This is a genomic window from Pseudomonas farris (assembly GCF_019145235.1).
Taxonomy (GTDB): domain Bacteria; phylum Pseudomonadota; class Gammaproteobacteria; order Pseudomonadales; family Pseudomonadaceae; genus Aquipseudomonas; species Aquipseudomonas farris.
Genome location: NZ_JAHSTV010000001.1, coordinates 567,187 through 585,003, shown reverse-complemented (window position 1 = coordinate 585,003; position 17,817 = coordinate 567,187). Strand labels below are relative to the sequence as shown.

The window sequence follows — 17,817 nt, the reverse complement described above, 5'->3', positions numbered from 1 at the left end:
AGTCGGGGCGTTTTCTTGAGGTGCTTTTGCGTTTAGCGCTTAAGCGAAGCTGGCAGGTGCGGCTGGATCGCCGTCAATACTGCCTTGAAGCACTTGGTGTTACCGGCAACGATGTGGCCTTTCTCAAGGAAGTCGTGACCGCCGGTGAAGTCGCTCACCAAGCCGCCAGCTTCCTGGATCAGCAGGGCGCCTGCAGCCATGTCCCATTCGGACAGGCCTGACTCCCAGAATGCATCGAAACGGCCGGCAGCCACGTAGGCCAGGTCCAGACTCGCTGCGCCAGCGCGGCGGATGCCGGCGGTCTGGCCTACCAGGGCGCGGAACATGCCCAGGTAGTTGTCGAGGTTGTCCATTTGCTCGTCGCGGAACGGGAAGCCGGTACCCAGCAGGGCGCCGTCCAGGCTGGTGCGGCCGCTGACGCGCAGGCGACGACCGTTCAGTTGGGCGCCGCGACCACGGCTGGCGGTGAATTCTTCCTGGCGAACCGGGTCCAGAACAACGGCGTGTTCCAGGCGACCGCGGTATTTGCAGGCGATGCTGACAGCGAAGTGAGGAATGCCGCGCAGGAAGTTGGTGGTGCCATCCAGTGGATCGATAATCCACAGGTACTCTTCGCCTTCGATGCCGCTACCGGCGTGCATGCCGGTTTCTTCACCCATGATCGAGTGATTAGGGTAGGCCTTGCGCAGCGCATCGATGATTTTCTGTTCGGCGGCGCGATCCACTTCGGATACATAATCCTTGGCGTCTTTTTCGTCGACCTTGATGGTATCCAGGCGCTCGATGGAGCGGAAAATCAATTCACTGGCGCTGCGGGCGGCGCGCAGCGCGATATTCAGCATGGGCTGCATGGATGTGTCACCTAAGGTTGTTAAAGAAAGCCGGGCATTCTATCAGAAAGTTTCTACAGGTGAAGGTCGGTGTTCGCTTTCGTAGCTTAACGGTAGGATGAACTGTAAGATTCTGCTCCCTAATTCTGTGTTCGAGAGCGCCTCCCTTGCTGCAAAACATTCGTGTCGTCCTGGTCAATACCAGTCACCCCGGGAATATCGGCGGGGCTGCGCGTGCCATGAAGAACATGGGCCTGTCGCGGCTGGTGCTGGTCGAACCGCGGTTGTTCCCGCATCACGAGGCCGATGCACGTGCGTCCGGCGCCGGTGATATCCTTGAAAATGCTCAGGTCGTCGCCACCCTGGAAGATGCCTTGGTCGGCTGCAATCTGGTGCTCGGTACCAGTGCTCGTGATCGTCGCATTCCCTGGCCGTTACTCGATCCCCGCGAATGTGGTGTGAAGGTGGTCGAGGAGGCGGAGCAGGGTGCCGAGATCGCATTGGTGTTCGGTCGTGAAGATTCCGGCCTGACCAATGAGGAGCTGCAGCGATGTCATTATCACGTGCACATCCCATCAGACCCTGAGTTCAGTTCGCTGAACCTTGGGGCGGCGGTGCAGGTGCTGAGCTATGAAGTGCGCATGTCCTGGTTGGCGGCTGCTGGTCAGCCGAGCAAGGTCGAGAAGGATGAAGTGGCATCCACCAAAAGTGGTGAGCTGGCGACCATGGATGAGCTGGAGCGATTCTATGAACACCTGGAGCAGACGCTGGTGGCCATCGAATTTCTCGACCCGGAAAAACCACGGCACTTGATGGCGCGTCTGCGCCGGTTGTACGGACGCAGCTCGGTCAGTCGGGCGGAAATGAATATATTGCGTGGCATCCTCACGGAAACCCAGAAGGCGGCCCGTGGTGAGCTTCTAAAGCGGAAGGATTAATGATGTTCGAGCGTTTGCGTGAAGATATCCAAAGTGTTTTCCATCGTGACCCAGCGGCGCGTAATGCTTTTGAGGTTCTGACGTGCTACCCGGGCATGCATGCCATCTGGATCCATCGCCTGTCGTCAGCGTTGTGGGGCATGGGCTGGAAATGGCTGGCGCGGCTGGTATCGAACTTCGGTCGCTGGTTGACCGGGATCGAGATTCATCCGGGTGCCAAGGTCGGTCGTCGCTTCTTTATCGACCATGGCATGGGCATTGTTATCGGTGAGACCGCTGAGATCGGCAACGATGTCACCCTGTATCAAGGCGTGACCCTTGGCGGCACCAGCTGGAACAAGGGCAAGCGTCACCCGACTCTGGAAGACGGCGTGGTGGTCGGGGCGGGCGCCAAGGTGCTCGGCCCGTTTACGGTGGGTGCCGGAGCCAAGGTGGGTTCCAATGCCGTGGTCACCAAGGCGGTTCCGCCCGGGGCGACGGTGGTAGGGATTCCGGGGCGGATCATCGTCAAGTCAGATGAAGAGCAGGACGCCAAGCGCAAGGCCATGGCCGAGAAGATCGGTTTCGATGCCTACGGTGTTGGTGAAGACATGCCGGACCCGGTGGCCCGAGCCATTAACCAGTTGCTCGATCATCTGCAGGCTGTAGATGGTCGACTTGAAGGGATGTGCGGGGCGCTGAAGGACCTGGGCAGCAATTACTGTGCGAAAGATCTGCCTGAACTGCGCGAAGAAGACTTTGCCTGTGTGAAGGACAAGGATCAGAGCCAGGCCAGCTAGACCGTGTCAGTTTCTTCGCGGGCAAGCCTCGCTCCTACAGGATTCGCGCAACCCATGTAGGAGCGAGGCTTGCCCGCGAAGAACGATAGCGCGCAATTGCTGGCTGTACGCGGTCAGCCTTTGCTATGATGCGCGCGCTCTTTTGCGGGTAAACCTGAGTAAAGTACTAGGTCTTATAGTTGACTTAAATACTCGGGAATTGCATACTCGCCCCATTCCGAACTCCGTGGTAATTGTCCATGCGACTGACTACAAAAGGCCGATACGCCGTGACCGCCATGCTTGACCTGGCGTTGCACGCGCAGCACGGGCCGGTGTCCCTGGCCGATATCTCCGAGCGCCAAGGCATCTCCCTGTCCTACCTCGAGCAGCTTTTTGCCAAATTGCGCCGCAGCAATCTGGTTTCCAGTGTTCGCGGTCCAGGCGGTGGTTACCAGCTGTCCCGAGACATGCAGGGCATCCAGGTCGCCCAGGTGATCGATGCGGTCAACGAATCGGTCGATGCAACCAAATGCCAGGGCCAAGGTGATTGCCATCAAGGCGACACCTGCTTGACCCACCACTTGTGGTGCGATCTGAGCCTGCAGATTCACGAATTTCTGAGCGGTATCAGCTTGGCTGACCTTGTAACTCGCCGTGAGGTGCAAGAAGTAGCCCAGCGTCAGGACCAGCGTCGTTGCAACAGCAAGGCGCCACGCCTGGACAAGATTGAAGCGTCCGCCGTCGAATGACAGCCAAAGAGCTAGCGGCACGCCAGCCAGCCTGATTTAGGAGATAGTCCATGAAATTGCCGATTTACCTTGATTACTCTGCGACGACCCCGGTTGATCCACGTGTCGCGCAAAAGATGAGTGAATGCCTGCTGGTCGACGGAAACTTCGGTAACCCGGCGTCCCGTTCCCACGTGTTCGGCTGGAAAGCTGAAGAGTCCGTCGAGAACGCTCGTCGTCAGGTCGCTGACCTGGTTAACGCCGACCCGCGTGAAATCGTCTGGACCTCCGGTGCCACCGAGTCCGACAACCTGGCAATCAAGGGTGCGGCGCATTTCTACTCCACCAAAGGCAAGCACCTGATCACCACCAAGATTGAGCACAAGGCTGTCCTCGACACCATGCGCCAACTGGAGCGTGAAGGTTTCGAAGTGACCTACCTCGATCCTCGCGAAGATGGTCTGGTTACTCCAGAGATGGTTGAAGCTGCCCTGCGCGACGACACCATCCTGGTGTCGATCATGCATGTGAACAACGAAATCGGCACCATCAACGACATCGCGGCCATCGGCGAACTGACCCGCTCCAAGGGGATTCTGTTCCACGTCGACGCTGCTCAGTCCACCGGCAAGGTCGAGATCGATCTGTCGAAACTGAAAGTCGACATGATGTCGTTCTCTGCCCATAAAACCTACGGCCCTAAAGGCATCGGCGCACTGTACGTCAGCCGCAAGCCGCGTGTTCGCATCGAAGCGACCATGCACGGCGGCGGTCACGAACGTGGCATGCGTTCCGGCACCCTGGCGACCCACCAGATCGTGGGCATGGGCGAAGCTTTCCGTGTAGCCAAGGAAGACATGGCTGCCGAGAACGTACGCATCAAAGCCCTGAGCGACCGTTTCTTCAAGCAGGTCGAAGGCCTAGAAGAGCTGTACGTCAATGGCAGCATGACCGCCCGCGTACCGCACAACCTGAACCTGAGCTTCAACTACGTTGAAGGCGAGTCGCTGATCATGGCGCTCAAGGATCTGGCGGTTTCGTCCGGTTCGGCCTGCACCTCGGCATCGCTTGAGCCTTCGTATGTACTGCGCGCCCTGGGCCGCAACGACGAACTGGCACACAGCTCGATTCGCTTTACCTTCGGCCGTTTCACCACCGAAGAAGAAATCGACTACGCCGCGCAGAAAGTCTGCGAGGCCGTTACCAAGCTGCGCACTCTGTCGCCGCTGTGGGACATGTACAAAGACGGTGTCGACATTTCGAAAATCGAGTGGGCGGCACACTGATTTCAAGTCGCCGCAAACCGGCCCTGTAAAACTACGGTTCGCAGGGCTTAAGAGCGACTCTCTGATGAGTGAGGATTAAGAATCATGGCTTACAGCGAAAAGGTCATCGACCACTACGAGAACCCGCGCAACGTCGGCAAGATGGACGCGGAAGATCCTGATGTCGGCACCGGCATGGTCGGCGCTCCGGCGTGCGGCGACGTGATGCGCCTGCAGATCAAGGTCAACGAACAAGGCATCATCGAAGACGCCAAGTTCAAGACTTACGGTTGCGGTTCGGCGATCGCCTCCAGCTCCCTGGCAACCGAGTGGATGAAAGGCAAGACTCTGGATGAAGCAGAGACCATCAAAAACACTCAGCTGGCCGAAGAACTGGCTCTGCCGCCAGTAAAAATTCACTGCTCCGTACTTGCTGAAGACGCTATCAAAGCGGCCGTTCGCGACTACAAGCAGAAGAAAGGCTTGATCTGACTTTCAAGATTTGGCGACGAGTAAGGAGTCACCGATGGCTATCAGCATGACAGAAGCGGCTGCTCAACACGTGCGACGCTCCCTCAACGGGCGCGGCAAAGGTGAAGGGATTCGTCTGGGTGTTCGCACCACAGGCTGTTCCGGCCTTGCCTACGTGCTGGAGTTTGTCGACGAGGTAGTGGCAGAGGATCAAGTGTTCGAAAGTCACGGCGAGAAAGTGATCATCGACCCGAAAAGCCTCGCCTACCTGGACGGCACCGAACTCGATTTCGTCAAGGAAGGGTTGAACGAAGGCTTCAAGTTCAACAACCCCAACGTGCGCGGTGAATGTGGCTGCGGCGAAAGCTTCAACATCTGAGGCTGCTTGTGGGAACTCCTTGTCATTTCGCTTTATTTGAACTGCAGCCGAGCTTCCGTCTGGATCTTGAGCAGTTGGCCACGCGCTACCGTGAGTTGGCGCGCGGTGTTCATCCGGACCGCTTTGCAGACGCTTCCGAGCGTGAGCAGCGGCTGGCGCTCGAGCAATCCGCGAGTCTCAACGAGGCCTACCAGACGCTCAAAAGCCCCCCCAAACGCGCGCGCTACTTGCTCGCCATGGGCGGTCGCGAGCTGCCGCTGGAGGTCACGGTGCATGATCCGGAGTTTCTTCTGCAACAGATGGAGTTGCGTGAAGAGCTCGAAGACCTGCAAGACAGCGCCGACCTGGCGGGTGTTGCAGTGTTCAAGCGTCGCCTGAAGACCGCGCAGGATGAACTGAACGAAAGCTTCGCAGCCTGTTGGGATGATGCAGCGCAACGTGAACAGGCCGAACGCCTGATGCGGCGCATGCAGTTCCTCGACAAGCTCACCTACGAAGTGCGCCAGTTAGAAGAGCGCCTCGACGATTAACCCAGTGCCGCTCCGGTCGCACGCCTGATATACAGATAAGTCCTGATAACGATGGCCCTACTGCAGATCGCCGAACCCGGCCAAAGTCCTCAACCGCACCAGCGTCGTCTGGCTGTGGGGATCGACTTGGGCACTACCAATTCGCTGGTCGCTGCGTTGCGCAGTGGTCTTTCCGAGCCTCTGGCCGACGCGCAAGGGCAGGTCATCCTGCCGTCTGCCGTGCGCTATCACGCCGATCACGTCGAAGTCGGCGAGTCGGCCAAACTGGCCGCCGCGTCCGATCCTTTGAACACCGTGCTGTCGGTCAAGCGCTTGATGGGTCGTGGTCTGTCCGACGTCAAGCAATTGGGCGATCAGCTGCCGTACCGTTTTGTCGACGGCGAGTCGCACATGCCGTTCATCGACACGGTGCAAGGCCCGAAAAGCCCGGTCGAAGTTTCCGCCGATATCCTCAAGGTGCTGCGTCAGCGTGCTGAAGCGACTTTGGGTGGCGAATTGGTTGGCGCGGTGATCACCGTTCCGGCCTATTTCGATGATGCTCAGCGTCAAGCCACCAAGGATGCGGCCAAGCTGGCCGGTCTGAACGTGCTGCGTTTGCTCAATGAGCCAACCGCCGCCGCGGTCGCTTACGGTCTGGATCAGCACGCCGAAGGCCTGGTCGCGATTTATGATCTGGGCGGCGGCACCTTCGATATTTCGATTCTGCGCCTGACCGGCGGTGTCTTCGAAGTGCTGGCTACCGGCGGCGACAGTGCCCTGGGTGGCGATGACTTCGATCACGCCATTGCAGGCTGGATTATTGAGGGTGCCGGTTTGTCGGCCGACCTCGATCCGGGTACACAGCGCCATCTGCTACAAACCGCCTGTGCGGCCAAAGAAGCCCTGACCAACTGCTCGTCCGTCGAAGTTGCTTATGGCGACTGGAAGGCCGAGCTGACCCGTGAAGCCTTCAATGCGCTGATCGAGCCGATGGTCGCTCGCAGCTTGAAAGCCTGCCGCCGCGCGGTGCGTGATTCCGGCATCGAGCTGGAGGACGTTCACGCTGTGGTCATGGTCGGCGGCTCGACCCGCGTGCCTCGCGTCCGTGAAGCTGTTGCGCACGCCTTCGGTCGCGAACCGCTGACCGAAATCGATCCGGATCAAGTCGTCGCCATCGGTGCCGCGATCCAGGCCGATACCCTGGCCGGCAACAAGCGTGACGGCGGCGAACTGCTGTTGCTCGACGTGATTCCGTTGTCCCTGGGGCTGGAAACCATGGGCGGCCTGATGGAGAAGGTGATTCCGCGCAACACCACCATCCCCGTCGCCCGCGCCCAGGACTTCACGACTTATAAAGATGGCCAGTCGGCCATGGCGATCCACGTATTGCAGGGCGAGCGCGAGCTGATCAGCGACTGCCGCTCCCTGGCACGCTTCGAATTGCGCGGTATTCCGGCGATGGTGGCCGGTGCGGCGAAGATTCGCGTGACCTTCCAGGTCGACGCCGACGGTCTGCTCAGTGTCTCGGCCCGCGAATTGGGTTCGGGCGTCGAAGCCAGCATCCAGGTCAAGCCGTCCTACGGCCTGACCGACGGCGAAATCGCCAAAATGCTCAAGGATTCGTTCCAGCACGCCAACGACGATAAAGTCGCCCGCGTATTGCGTGAGCAGCAGGTCGATGCCCAGCGCCTGATCGAAGCGGTGCAGGGTGCTCTGGAGGTTGACGGCGAACGCCTGCTCGACGCCGAAGAGCGCATGGTCATCGAATTGCAAATGCAGGAACTGACCGAATTGATGAAAGGCACCGATGGTTACGCCATCGAGCAGCAGACCAAGCGTCTGTCGCAGGTGACCGATGCCTTTGCTGCCCGCCGCCTGGATTCGACGGTGAAAGCCGCTCTGGCGGGGCGCAACCTGAATGAAATCGAGGATAACTGATGCCGCAGGTCATTTTTCTGCCACACGAGAAGTTCTGCCCGGAAGGCATGGTTGTAGAGGCTGAACCCGGTATTTCCATTCTCGAGCTGGCCCACGAACACCATATTGAGATGGAAAGCGCCTGTGGCGGCGTCTGCGCTTGCACTACCTGCCATTGCATCATCCGCGAAGGCTTTGACTCGCTGGAAGAGGCTGACGAGCTGGAGGAAGACTTTCTTGATCGGGCCTGGGGTCTGGAAGCGCAATCGCGTCTGGGCTGTCAGGCGATCGTCGGGACTGAAGACCTGACTGTCGAAATTCCGAAATACTCGCTCAACCATGCAGCCGAAGCGCCGCACTGATTCAAGGAACCGACATGAGTCTGAAATGGGTTGATGTGCTTGAAATCGCGATCCAGCTGGCTGAAGCCAAGCCGGAAGTGGATCCGCGTTACGTGAACTTCGTCGATCTGCACAAATGGGTGCTGGCATTGCCGGAGTTCAGTGATGATCCGACCCGCGGTGGCGAGAAGGTGCTTGAAGCCATTCAGGCCGCCTGGATCGAAGAAGCAGACTGAATCTGCACCGTACGCAGTTAGGCAATACCAAAGAACCCGCGTATAATTCGCGGGTTTAATTTTTCGCAAATTACCGTTTCTGGAGTTACACCATGGCTGTTCAACGTACTTTCTCCATCATCAAGCCTGACGCTGTTGCAAAAAACGTTATCGGCGAGATCACCACTCGTTTCGAAAAAGCTGGCCTGCGCGTTGTAGCTTCGAAACTGAAGCAACTGTCCAAAGCTGAAGCTGAAGGCTTCTACGCTGAGCACAGCGCTCGTGGTTTCTTCGGCGACCTGGTTGCTTTCATGATCTCCGGTCCGGTTGTCGTTCAGGTTCTGGAAGGCGAAAACGCTATCGCTCTGAACCGTGAGCTGATGGGCGCTACCAACCCTAAAGAAGCTGCTGCCGGCACCATCCGCGCTGACTTCGCTGATTCCATCGACGCCAACGCTGTACACGGTTCGGACTCCGAAGCCGCTGCTGCTCGCGAAATCTCGTACTTCTTCGCAGCTACTGAAGTAACCACTCGCTAAGCATTGGCTTAAGAGTGAAGGTGAATCCATGACTACATCGACTGTAAAAACCAACCTGCTGGGTCTGACTCAACAGGAAATGGAAAAATTCTTCGACTCAATCGGGGAGAAGCGTTTCCGTGCCGGTCAGGTAATGAAATGGATTCACCACCTTGGCGTTGATGATTTCGACGCCATGACGAACGTCAGCAAGGCCTTGCGCGACAAGCTCAAGGCCATTGCTGAAGTCCGCGGCCCCGAAGTGGTCAGCGAGGACATCTCCACCGATGGCACCCGTAAGTGGGTGGTGCGCGTGGCGTCCGGTAGCTGCGTCGAGACCGTGTACATTCCCCAGGGCAAACGCGGCACTCTGTGCGTTTCGTCCCAGGCAGGCTGTGCCCTGGATTGCAGTTTCTGCTCCACCGGCAAGCAAGGTTTCAACAGCAACCTCACCGCCGCCGAAGTGATCGGTCAGGTGTGGATTGCCAATAAATCGTTCGGCAGCATCCCGGCGACCGCCGACCGTGCCATCACCAACGTGGTGATGATGGGCATGGGTGAGCCGCTGCTGAACTTCGACAACGTCGTGGCCGCCATGCATCTGATGATGGATGACCTGGGCTACGGGATCTCCAAGCGCCGCGTAACCCTGTCCACTTCGGGCGTGGTGCCGATGATCGATGAGCTGTCCAAGCACATCGATGTGTCCCTGGCGTTGTCGCTGCACGCACCAAACGACGCATTGCGTAACCAATTGGTGCCGATCAACAAGAAATATCCGCTTAAGATGCTGCTCGAGTCGTGCCAGCGCTACATGTCGTCCCTGGGCGAAAAGCGCGTGCTGACCATCGAGTACACCTTGCTCAAGGACATCAATGACAAGGTTGAACATGCCGTTGAGATGATCGAGTTGCTCAAGAACATCCCGTGCAAGATCAACCTGATTCCGTTCAACCCGTTCCCGCATTCCGGTTACGAGCGCCCGAGCAACAACGCGATTCGCCGTTTCCAGGATCAGCTTCACCATGCAGGCTTCAACGTCACCGTACGCACCACCCGCGGTGAAGACATCGATGCCGCGTGTGGCCAATTGGTAGGGCAGGTGCTGGATCGCACCCGTCGCAGCGAACGTTATATCGCCGTGCGCGAATTGAGCGCCGAAAACGATATCGCAACAAACGCCGCGAACAATAATTAAGAGAGGATCTCTATGTCCCTGCGCTTCGCGCTGCTTGTGCTGTTGGCCAGCCTCTGTGCTGGTTGTGTCCTGTCGGGCGATTTCAACCCGATGAAGACCAGCAAGGGCCGTGATGAAGCGCGTGCCGCCTACGTGCAGCTGGGCCTGGGGTATCTGCAGCAGGGCATGACCGAGCGCGCCAAAGTCCCGTTGAAGAAGGCTTTGGACCTGGATAGCTCGGATCCTGACGCCAACGCGGCTCTGGGGCTGGTGTTCCAGGCCGAGATGGAGCCTGAACTGGCCGATCAGCATTTTCGCAAGGCACTGTCTTCTCGTCCCGCCGATGCGCGAATCCTGAATAACTACGGCAGTTTTCTTTTCGAAGAGAAACGTTACAAAGAGGCTTACGAACGCTTCGAACAGGCCGCCGCCGATACCCTGTATCCTGAGCGTTCACGGGTTTTCGAAAACCTGGGCATGACCGCTTCAAAGCTTGGCCAGCGTGATCTGGCCCGTCAGCAACTGGAAAAAGCCCTGCGTTTGAATCGCCAACAGCCACGTGCATTGCTGGAAATGGCTGAGTTGTCTTACGAAGACAGGCATTATGTGCCCGCGCGTGACTATTACGACCGTTTTAGCCTGCTCACCGAACAAAATGCACGTAGTCTATTGCTCGGCGTTCGGCTGGCAAAAGTGTTCGAAGATCGCGACAAGGCCGCCAGTTTTGGCCTGCAATTAAAACGACTCTATCCCGGTACGCCGGAATATCAGCAATACCTGTCGGAGCAATGATGAAAGCGGCGCATCCCGAAGTTGTAGCAGCGAATCGCGTTAACCCCGGTGAGACTTTGCGCCAGGCCCGCGAAAGCAATGGCTGGTCGCTGGCCGAAGTGGCCCTCAAGCTCAACCTCACCGTCAATTCCCTGAGTAATCTGGAAGCCGGCGCTTTCGACAAGCTGCCTGGGCACACCTTTGCCCGTGGCTATATTCGCGCGTATGCCAAATTGCTCGGCATGGACCAAACCATTCTGGTCCAGCAGTTCGACCAATCCACCGGTACCGATTCCCAAGGCAGCAACGTCCATAGCCTGGGGCGTATCGAAGAGCCGGTTCGGGTTTCCCACACCATTTTGCGAATTGTCAGCCTGCTGTTGCTGCTCGCGGTGATTGGCGGTGGTTTTGTCTGGTGGCAGGATCAAACCTCATTGCGCACCAAGGACCTGACCGGCCTGGCTCCGGAACACGTTGAAGTCGAAGGCGCCGATGGCACCACCCAGATCCATCCACTGGACGAGCCGGAAGACCAGGCCGTTGCACAAGGTCAGGTTGAAGGTGAAACGCCTCTTGCGCTGCCTCAGTCCGAGACTTCGGCCGAGGAGCCAGTCAGTGTCGAAACGAGCGCAGCGGTTCCAGCGCCAGCGGCTCCAGCAGTAACAGCTGCGGCTGCAACCCACAGCACTGCTCCGGTTGTCGCGACACCGACGACGCCGGCGACACCAGCCCCCGCTGTTCCCGCTGTACCGGCACCGGTTGTTACTGCACCGATTGCTCCGACGGCCCCGGCTCCAGCAGCCGCGGTGGCCGGCCAAGGCCAGGTTCAACTGCAATTCACCGCCGATTGCTGGACGCAAGTAACCGATGGCACGGGTAAGGTGCTGTTGAGTGGTCTCAAGCGTAAAGGCGAAAATGTTACTGTCAGCGGCAAACCGCCTTTTACCGTGCGTCTGGGCTTCGCCCGTGGTGCGCAGGTCAGCTACAACGGGCAGGTGGTCGATGTCGCTCCGTTCACCAGTGGCGAGACTGCTCGCCTGAAGTTGGGTCAATAAGTCATGCACGGCGAATCTCCAATCAAACGTCGCGAATCCCGCAAGATCTGGGTCGGCAACGTGCCCGTGGGCGGCGATGCGCCTATCGCTGTGCAGAGCATGACCAACAGCGACACCAATGACGTGGCCGCCACCGTGGCCCAGATCAATCGTCTGGAAGCCGCTGGCGTCGATATCGTGCGGGTTTCCGTGCCGGACATGGACGCCGCCGAAGCCTTCGGCAAGATCAAGCAGTTGGTCAAAGTGCCATTGGTGGCCGACATCCACTTCGACTACAAGATCGCTTTGCGCGTAGCCGAACTGGGCGTGGATTGCCTGCGGATCAACCCGGGCAATATCGGTCGTGAAGACCGCGTGCGTGCGGTGGTCGATGCTGCCCGTGATCGCGGGATTCCGATCCGCATCGGCGTCAACGCCGGCTCCCTGGAAAAAGACCTGCAAAAGAAATATGGCGAGCCGACTCCAGCTGCGCTGGTCGAGTCCGCCTTGCGTCACGTTGAGCACCTCGAGCGCCTGAATTTCCAGGACTTCAAGGTCAGCGTGAAAGCCTCCGACGTGTTCATGGCTGTCGCCGCCTACCGCTTGCTGGCCAAGGAAATCGTCCAGCCGCTGCACTTGGGGATTACCGAAGCCGGTGGTTTGCGTTCAGGCACGGTGAAATCCGCCGTGGGCCTCGGTATGCTGCTCGCCGAAGGGATTGGCGATACTATTCGCATCTCGTTGGCGGCCGACCCGGTCGAGGAAGTGAAAGTCGGCTACGACATTCTCAAATCCCTGCACCTGCGTTCCCGTGGCATCAACTTCATCGCCTGCCCGAGCTGCTCGCGGCAGAACTTCGATGTGGTCAAAACCATGAACGAGCTGGAAGGGCGTCTCGAAGACCTGCTGGTGCCGCTGGATGTCGCGGTGATCGGTTGCGTGGTCAACGGGCCGGGCGAAGCCAAGGAAGCCCATATCGGCTTGACCGGCGGCACGCCAAACCTGATTTACATCGACGGCAAGCCGTCGCAGAAACTGACTAATGACAATCTGGTGGATGAGCTTGAACGCTTGATCCGCCAGAAAGCGGCCGAAAAGGTCGAAGCCGACGCAGCTGTAATCGCTCGCGGCTGACCCTGACTAAAGAGCCGAACGAATTTAAGGATTTTAAGTGAGCAAGTCTCTGCAAGCCATTCGTGGCATGAACGACATCCTGCCCGAACAGACTCCCCTGTGGCGTCATTTCGAGGGCACCGTCTCGCGTTTGCTGGATAACTACGGTTACAAGCAGATTCGCATGCCGATCGTCGAGTTCACCGAGCTGTTCAAACGCTCCATCGGTGAAGTGACCGACATCGTCGAAAAAGAGATGTACACCTTCGATGACCGCAACGGCGATTCCCTGACCCTGCGCCCTGAAGGCACGGCGGCCTGCGTGCGTGCGGTGCTCGAGCACGGCATCACCGGCGGCGGTCAGGTGCAGAAACTCTGGTACATCGGCCCGATGTTCCGTCACGAACGTCCACAGAAAGGTCGTTATCGCCAGTTCCACCAGATCGGTTGCGAAGTCTTCAACCTCGACGGTCCGGACATCGACGCTGAGTTGATCGTGCTGACCTGGCGCCTGTGGGGCGAGCTGGGTATCCGCGATGCGGTCAAGCTCGAACTCAACAGCCTGGGTACCAGCGAGTCCCGTGGTCGTTATCGTGAAGCACTGGTCGAATACCTGTCCGCTCGCCTGGATCAACTGGACGAAGACAGCCAGCGCCGTCTGAAGACCAACCCGCTGCGGGTTCTGGATACCAAGAATCCTGACACTCAAGCGGCGTTGGCCGACGCGCCAAAAATGGCCGACTACCTCGACGAAGAGTCCCGCGTGCACTTCGAGGGCCTCAAGGCTCGTCTGGACGCCGCCGGCATTCCTTATGTAATCAACCCGAAGCTGGTTCGCGGGCTGGATTACTACAGCAAGACCGTTTTCGAATGGGTCACCGACAAGTTGGGCGCCCAAGGCACTGTGTGTGCCGGTGGTCGTTACGACGGTCTGGTGGAGCAGATGGGCGGCAAGCCGACCACGGGCGTTGGCTTCGCCATGGGCATCGAGCGTCTGGTGCTGCTGCTTGAAACCCTGGAGCAGATTCCTGAAGAAATCTCCCGTCAGGTCGATGTCTACCTCTGCGCCTTCGGTGAAGCCGCCGAGCTGGCCGGTCTGGCCCTGAGCGAACGTGTTCGTGATCAATTGCCCAACCTGCGCCTGCAAGTCAATGCCGGCGCCGGCAGCTTCAAAAGCCAGTTCAAGAAAGCCGACAAGAGCGGTGCGCTGTACGCATTGATTCTCGGTGAGGACGAAATGGCCCAGCAAGTGGTAGGTTTCAAACCCCTGCGTGGCCAGGGCGAACAACAAAGCATTGCCTGGGATGCGCTTGCTGCACACCTGGCCACCTGCGTCGTGCAGGGTTGAAGCTGTCAAACAGCCGATTTAGCGATTAAGGAGTATTGGGGTGTCGAGTACCGAAGACGAACATCTGGCGGAGTTGAAGGACTGGTGGACACGCAACGGCAAGCCCCTGGTCACTGGCGGCCTGTTGGCGCTGGTCATCGTGTTCGGCTGGCAGGCCTTTCAGAAGTATCAGAGCAATCAGTCGCAAGGCGCCTCGATTCTCTATCAGCAATTGCTTGAAACCACGCTGACGCCTGATGGCAAGCCTGATGCTGCACGTGTTTCGGATCTGGCCGGCAAGCTCAACGCTGAGTTCGGCGGCACCGCTTACGCGCAATACGGCAGCCTGTTCGTGGCGAAAGTCGCGGTCGACAGCGGCAAGCTGGACGACGCAGCCAGCGAACTGAAAGCCATTGTCGCTAAACCGGCCAATCCGGCACTCGGCGAAATTGCTCGTCAGCGCCTGGCGCAGGTACTGGCCGCGCAGAACAAGGTCGATGAAGCCCTGAAACTGCTCGAAGGCGATGCCGACAAAGCCTTCCTGGCCACTCGCGAAGAACTCAAAGGCGACCTGCTGGTGCAGTTGGGTCGTACCGACGAAGCGAACACGGCGTATCAAAAAGCCAAGGCGGCACTGTCGGATGAAGCGGCGGTCGGTGGCCTACAAATCAAGCTGGACGACCTGGCCAAAGGGGATGCGTGACGTGATCCGTTGGAAACATGCAGCATTGCTGGCTCTGGCCATATTGGCCGCGGGTTGCAGCAGCAACAGCAAAAAAGAATTGCCACCGGCCGAGTTGACCGACTTCAAAGAAGAAGTGGTTCTGCAAAAGCAGTGGAGTCGTTCGATCGGTGACGGTCAGGGCGAAACCTACAACATGCTGGTTCCGGCGATCGATGGCGATACCATCTATGCCGCCGACGTCACCGGTGTGGTGATGGCGATGGATCGCAGCAATGGCGACGTCAAATGGAAGAAAGATCTCGAACTGCCTGTCTCCGGCGCCGTTGGCGTGGGTTACGGTCTGGTCATGATCGGCACGCTCAAGGGCGAAATCGTTGCTCTGGACGCCAGCAGCGGTGAAGAGAAATGGCGCGCTCGCGTGACCAGTGAAGTGCTCGCGCCGCCGGCCACCAACGGTGACGTTGTTGTGGTTCAGACCCAGGATGACCGTCTGATCGGTCTGGATGCCGCTACCGGCAACCAGCGCTGGTTGTATGACAGCACGCCGGCGGTTCTGACCCTGCGCGGCACCAGCGCACCGATCGTCACCAACCGCCTCGCGGTGGCTGGCCTGTCGACCGGTAAAGTGGTCGCTCTGGATGTTTCCAACGGCGTGCCGGTATGGGAACAACGCGTAGCGATTCCACAAGGTCGTTCGGAACTGGAGCGTGTGGTCGATATCGACGGTGGCTTGCTGTTGTCCGGCGGTACACTGTATGTCGCCAGCTACCAGGGTCGTGTCGCGGCACTGGACCTGGAAAGCGGTCGTCAGCTCTGGCAGCGTGATGCTTCCAGCTATGCCGGCGTTGCTCAGGGTTTTGGCAGCGTCTACGTGAGCCTGTCCGCAGGCACCGTTGAAGGCGTCGACGAACGTTCTACCACGGCTTTGTGGAGCAACGATTCGCTGGCCCGCCGTCAACTGTCGGCTCCGGAAGTGTTCTCCAGCTATGTTGCAGTCGGTGATATGGAAGGTTACCTGCACCTGCTGAGTCAGGTGGATGGTCGTTTCGTCGGCCGCGAGCGCATCGACAGTGACGGCCTGCGTGCCCGTCCGCTGGTGGTGGGTGACACGATTTATCTGTATGGCAACAGTGGCAAACTGGAAGCCCTGACCATTAAGTAAAGACTATGCTTGGGGTTTAACCCCCAAGCGGCCCCGTTCTGCGGGGCTCGCAGCGCTAACAGGCGCTGCCCCGAGCACCAGCCGCTGCCTCGCAGCGGCTTTTGTATTTTCTGAAATAACGAAGTGGAGAGCCGCATGGTTCCCGTAATCGCCCTGGTGGGCCGACCGAACGTCGGCAAGTCCACCTTGTTCAACCGCCTGACCAGGACTCGTGACGCCATCGTCGGCGACTTGTCCGGTCTGACCCGTGATCGCCAGTACGGTGAGGCCAAGTGGCAAGGGCGTTCCTACATTCTGGTCGACACCGGCGGTATCTCCGGTGACGAGCACGGTATGGACGAAAAAATGGCCGAGCAGTCGCTGCTGGCTATTGAAGAAGCGGATGTCGTTCTATTCCTGGTAGATGCCAAGGCCGGTTTCACCGCGGCCGACCAGATGATCGCCGAGCACTTGCGCAAGCGTAACAAGCGTTCTTACGTGGTTGCCAACAAGGTCGACAACATCGACCCTGAAATGGCCCGCGCCGAATTCGCCCCGTTGGGCATGGGCCACGCGATCCCGATCGCCGGTGCTCATGGTCGTGGCATCACCCAGATGCTGGAAATCGCCCTGAGCGACTTCCCGAAAGACGACGAAGAACCGGAAGAAGGCGAAGAGGAGATCGTTGCCGAAGGTGAGGAAGCCAAGCGCATTCCTGGCCCGAGCGAAAAAGACGGTATCAAGATCGCCATCATCGGCCGTCCGAACGTTGGCAAGTCGACCCTGGTCAACCGCATGCTCGGTGAAGACCGGGTCATCGTTTATGACCAGCCCGGCACTACCCGCGACAGCATCTACATCCCGTTCGAACGTAACGAAGAGAAGTACACGCTGATCGACACCGCCGGTGTGCGCAAGCGCGGCAAGATCCACGAAGAAGTCGAAAAGTTCTCCGTGGTCAAAACCCTGCAAGCGATCAAAGACGCCAACGTGGTGATCTTCGTGATGGACGCCCGCGAAGGCGTGGTGGACCACGACCTCAACCTGCTGGGCTTTGCCCTTGAAGCCGGTCGTGCGTTGGTCATCGCGATCAACAAGTGGGACGGCATGACGCCGAGCGAGCGCGACTTCGTGAAGGTCGAGCTGCAACGTCGACTGTTCTTCGTCGACTTCGCCGACATCCACTTCATCTCGGCCCTGCACGGCACTGGCGTAGGCAACCTCTACGCCTCGGTACAGAACTCGTTCAAGTCCGCGGTCACCCGCTGGCCGACCAACCGCCTGACCCAGATTCTGGAAGATGCGGTTGGCGAGCACGCGCCACCGATGGTCAACAACCGCCGGATCAAGCTGCGTTATGCCCACTTGGGTGGTGCAAACCCGCCGATCATCGTGATTCACGGTAACCAGATCGAGAAGGTGCCGAAGTCTTACGTCCGTTACCTGGAAAACACCTACCGTCGCGTGCTCAAACTGGTCGGTACTCCGATCCGCATCGAGTTCAAGGGCGGTGAGAACCCGTATGAAGGCAACAAGAACTCGCTGACCGACCGTCAGGTCAACAAGAAGCGTCGGATGATGTCGCACCACAAGAAAGCCGACAAGAAGCGCCGCGACAAGCGTTGATTTATGGCTAACCCGGTTCCTGTGGGAGCGGGCTTGCCCGCGATGAACGATAACGCGGTGTACCTGTAACA

The 17,817-nt window shown here is 58.8% G+C and carries 20 protein-coding genes; 19 read left to right on the top strand and 1 reads right to left on the bottom strand.

What is annotated here, in order from left to right:
* Positions 1-32: 32 nt before the first annotated feature.
* Entirely contained in the window at positions 33-851 is an 819-nt protein-coding gene (gene suhB / locus KVG95_RS02600) for a type III secretion system regulator SuhB (RefSeq protein WP_123358119.1), read from the bottom strand.
* Positions 852-997: 146 nt separating this feature from the next.
* Between suhB and trmJ the strand changes: the two genes are divergently transcribed.
* The 19 genes from trmJ to der all read left to right on the top strand — a co-directional run bounded on the left by trmJ (position 998) and on the right by der (position 17,746).
* Positions 998-1,768, top strand: coding sequence for a tRNA (cytosine(32)/uridine(32)-2'-O)-methyltransferase TrmJ (gene trmJ, locus KVG95_RS02595; protein WP_217854398.1), 771 nt, complete (start codon positions 998-1,000; stop codon positions 1,766-1,768).
* 2 nt (positions 1,769-1,770) lie between these two features.
* Entirely contained in the window at positions 1,771-2,547 is a 777-nt protein-coding gene (cysE, locus tag KVG95_RS02590; RefSeq protein WP_007903579.1) for a serine O-acetyltransferase, read from the top strand.
* A gap of 239 nt (positions 2,548-2,786) precedes the next feature.
* Positions 2,787-3,278, top strand: a complete 492-nt coding sequence (gene iscR, locus KVG95_RS02585) for a Fe-S cluster assembly transcriptional regulator IscR (protein ID WP_007903581.1) — start codon at positions 2,787-2,789, stop codon at positions 3,276-3,278.
* A gap of 50 nt (positions 3,279-3,328) precedes the next feature.
* A complete protein-coding gene (locus tag KVG95_RS02580; RefSeq protein ID WP_052967501.1) occupies positions 3,329-4,543 on the top strand; it encodes an IscS subfamily cysteine desulfurase in 1,215 nt (404 codons plus the stop codon).
* 84 nt (positions 4,544-4,627) lie between these two features.
* Positions 4,628-5,014 carry a Fe-S cluster assembly scaffold IscU gene (gene iscU, locus KVG95_RS02575; RefSeq protein WP_003443374.1) on the top strand — a complete coding sequence of 129 codons (387 nt, stop codon included), beginning with the start codon at positions 4,628-4,630 and terminating at the stop codon, positions 5,012-5,014.
* Between the two features lie 34 nt (positions 5,015-5,048).
* Positions 5,049-5,372 (top strand): iron-sulfur cluster assembly protein IscA, encoded by a 324-nt coding sequence (gene iscA / locus KVG95_RS02570; protein WP_007903589.1) that lies wholly within the window; start codon positions 5,049-5,051, stop codon positions 5,370-5,372.
* Positions 5,373-5,380: 8 nt separating this feature from the next.
* The gene (gene hscB, locus KVG95_RS02565) at positions 5,381-5,902 is read left to right on the top strand and encodes a co-chaperone HscB (RefSeq protein WP_030129844.1); all 522 of its coding nucleotides are present in this window, start codon (positions 5,381-5,383) and stop codon (positions 5,900-5,902) included.
* A gap of 51 nt (positions 5,903-5,953) precedes the next feature.
* Positions 5,954-7,819 (top strand): Fe-S protein assembly chaperone HscA, encoded by a 1,866-nt coding sequence (gene hscA, locus KVG95_RS02560; RefSeq protein WP_038981731.1) that lies wholly within the window; start codon positions 5,954-5,956, stop codon positions 7,817-7,819.
* Positions 7,819-8,160: an ISC system 2Fe-2S type ferredoxin gene (fdx, locus tag KVG95_RS02555; protein WP_008014719.1), complete on the top strand. Its 342-nt coding sequence runs from the start codon at positions 7,819-7,821 to the stop codon at positions 8,158-8,160. The genes hscA and fdx overlap by 1 nt, the downstream gene beginning before the upstream one ends.
* Positions 8,161-8,174: 14 nt before the next feature.
* Complete coding sequence (gene iscX / locus KVG95_RS02550; protein ID WP_038981733.1) at positions 8,175-8,375, top strand: Fe-S cluster assembly protein IscX; 201 nt, start codon at positions 8,175-8,177, stop codon at positions 8,373-8,375.
* Between the two features lie 92 nt (positions 8,376-8,467).
* On the top strand, positions 8,468-8,893 hold the full coding sequence (gene ndk / locus KVG95_RS02545; RefSeq protein ID WP_007916882.1) for a nucleoside-diphosphate kinase: 426 nt from the start codon (positions 8,468-8,470) through the stop codon (positions 8,891-8,893).
* Between the two features lie 28 nt (positions 8,894-8,921).
* Positions 8,922-10,070: a dual-specificity RNA methyltransferase RlmN gene (gene rlmN / locus KVG95_RS02540; protein WP_007903600.1), complete on the top strand. Its 1,149-nt coding sequence runs from the start codon at positions 8,922-8,924 to the stop codon at positions 10,068-10,070.
* Between the two features lie 12 nt (positions 10,071-10,082).
* On the top strand, positions 10,083-10,841 hold the full coding sequence (gene pilW / locus KVG95_RS02535; RefSeq protein WP_007903601.1) for a type IV pilus biogenesis/stability protein PilW: 759 nt from the start codon (positions 10,083-10,085) through the stop codon (positions 10,839-10,841).
* Positions 10,841-11,875, top strand: coding sequence for a RodZ domain-containing protein (locus KVG95_RS02530; protein WP_217854397.1), 1,035 nt, complete (start codon positions 10,841-10,843; stop codon positions 11,873-11,875). Before pilW ends, KVG95_RS02530 begins: the two co-directional genes overlap by 1 nt.
* Positions 11,876-11,878: 3 nt before the next feature.
* Positions 11,879-12,988, top strand: a complete 1,110-nt coding sequence (gene ispG / locus KVG95_RS02525) for a flavodoxin-dependent (E)-4-hydroxy-3-methylbut-2-enyl-diphosphate synthase (protein ID WP_007903603.1) — start codon at positions 11,879-11,881, stop codon at positions 12,986-12,988.
* Between the two features lie 37 nt (positions 12,989-13,025).
* On the top strand, positions 13,026-14,315 hold the full coding sequence (hisS, locus tag KVG95_RS02520) for a histidine--tRNA ligase (RefSeq protein ID WP_052967496.1): 1,290 nt from the start codon (positions 13,026-13,028) through the stop codon (positions 14,313-14,315).
* A gap of 40 nt (positions 14,316-14,355) precedes the next feature.
* Positions 14,356-14,997, top strand: coding sequence for a tetratricopeptide repeat protein (locus KVG95_RS02515; protein ID WP_052967495.1), 642 nt, complete (start codon positions 14,356-14,358; stop codon positions 14,995-14,997).
* A complete protein-coding gene (gene bamB / locus KVG95_RS02510) occupies positions 14,990-16,141 on the top strand; it encodes an outer membrane protein assembly factor BamB (RefSeq protein WP_032830306.1) in 1,152 nt (383 codons plus the stop codon). The genes KVG95_RS02515 and bamB overlap by 8 nt, the downstream gene beginning before the upstream one ends.
* 135 nt (positions 16,142-16,276) lie before the next feature.
* On the top strand, positions 16,277-17,746 hold the full coding sequence (gene der, locus KVG95_RS02505) for a ribosome biogenesis GTPase Der (protein ID WP_217854396.1): 1,470 nt from the start codon (positions 16,277-16,279) through the stop codon (positions 17,744-17,746).
* Positions 17,747-17,817 lie beyond the last annotated feature (71 nt).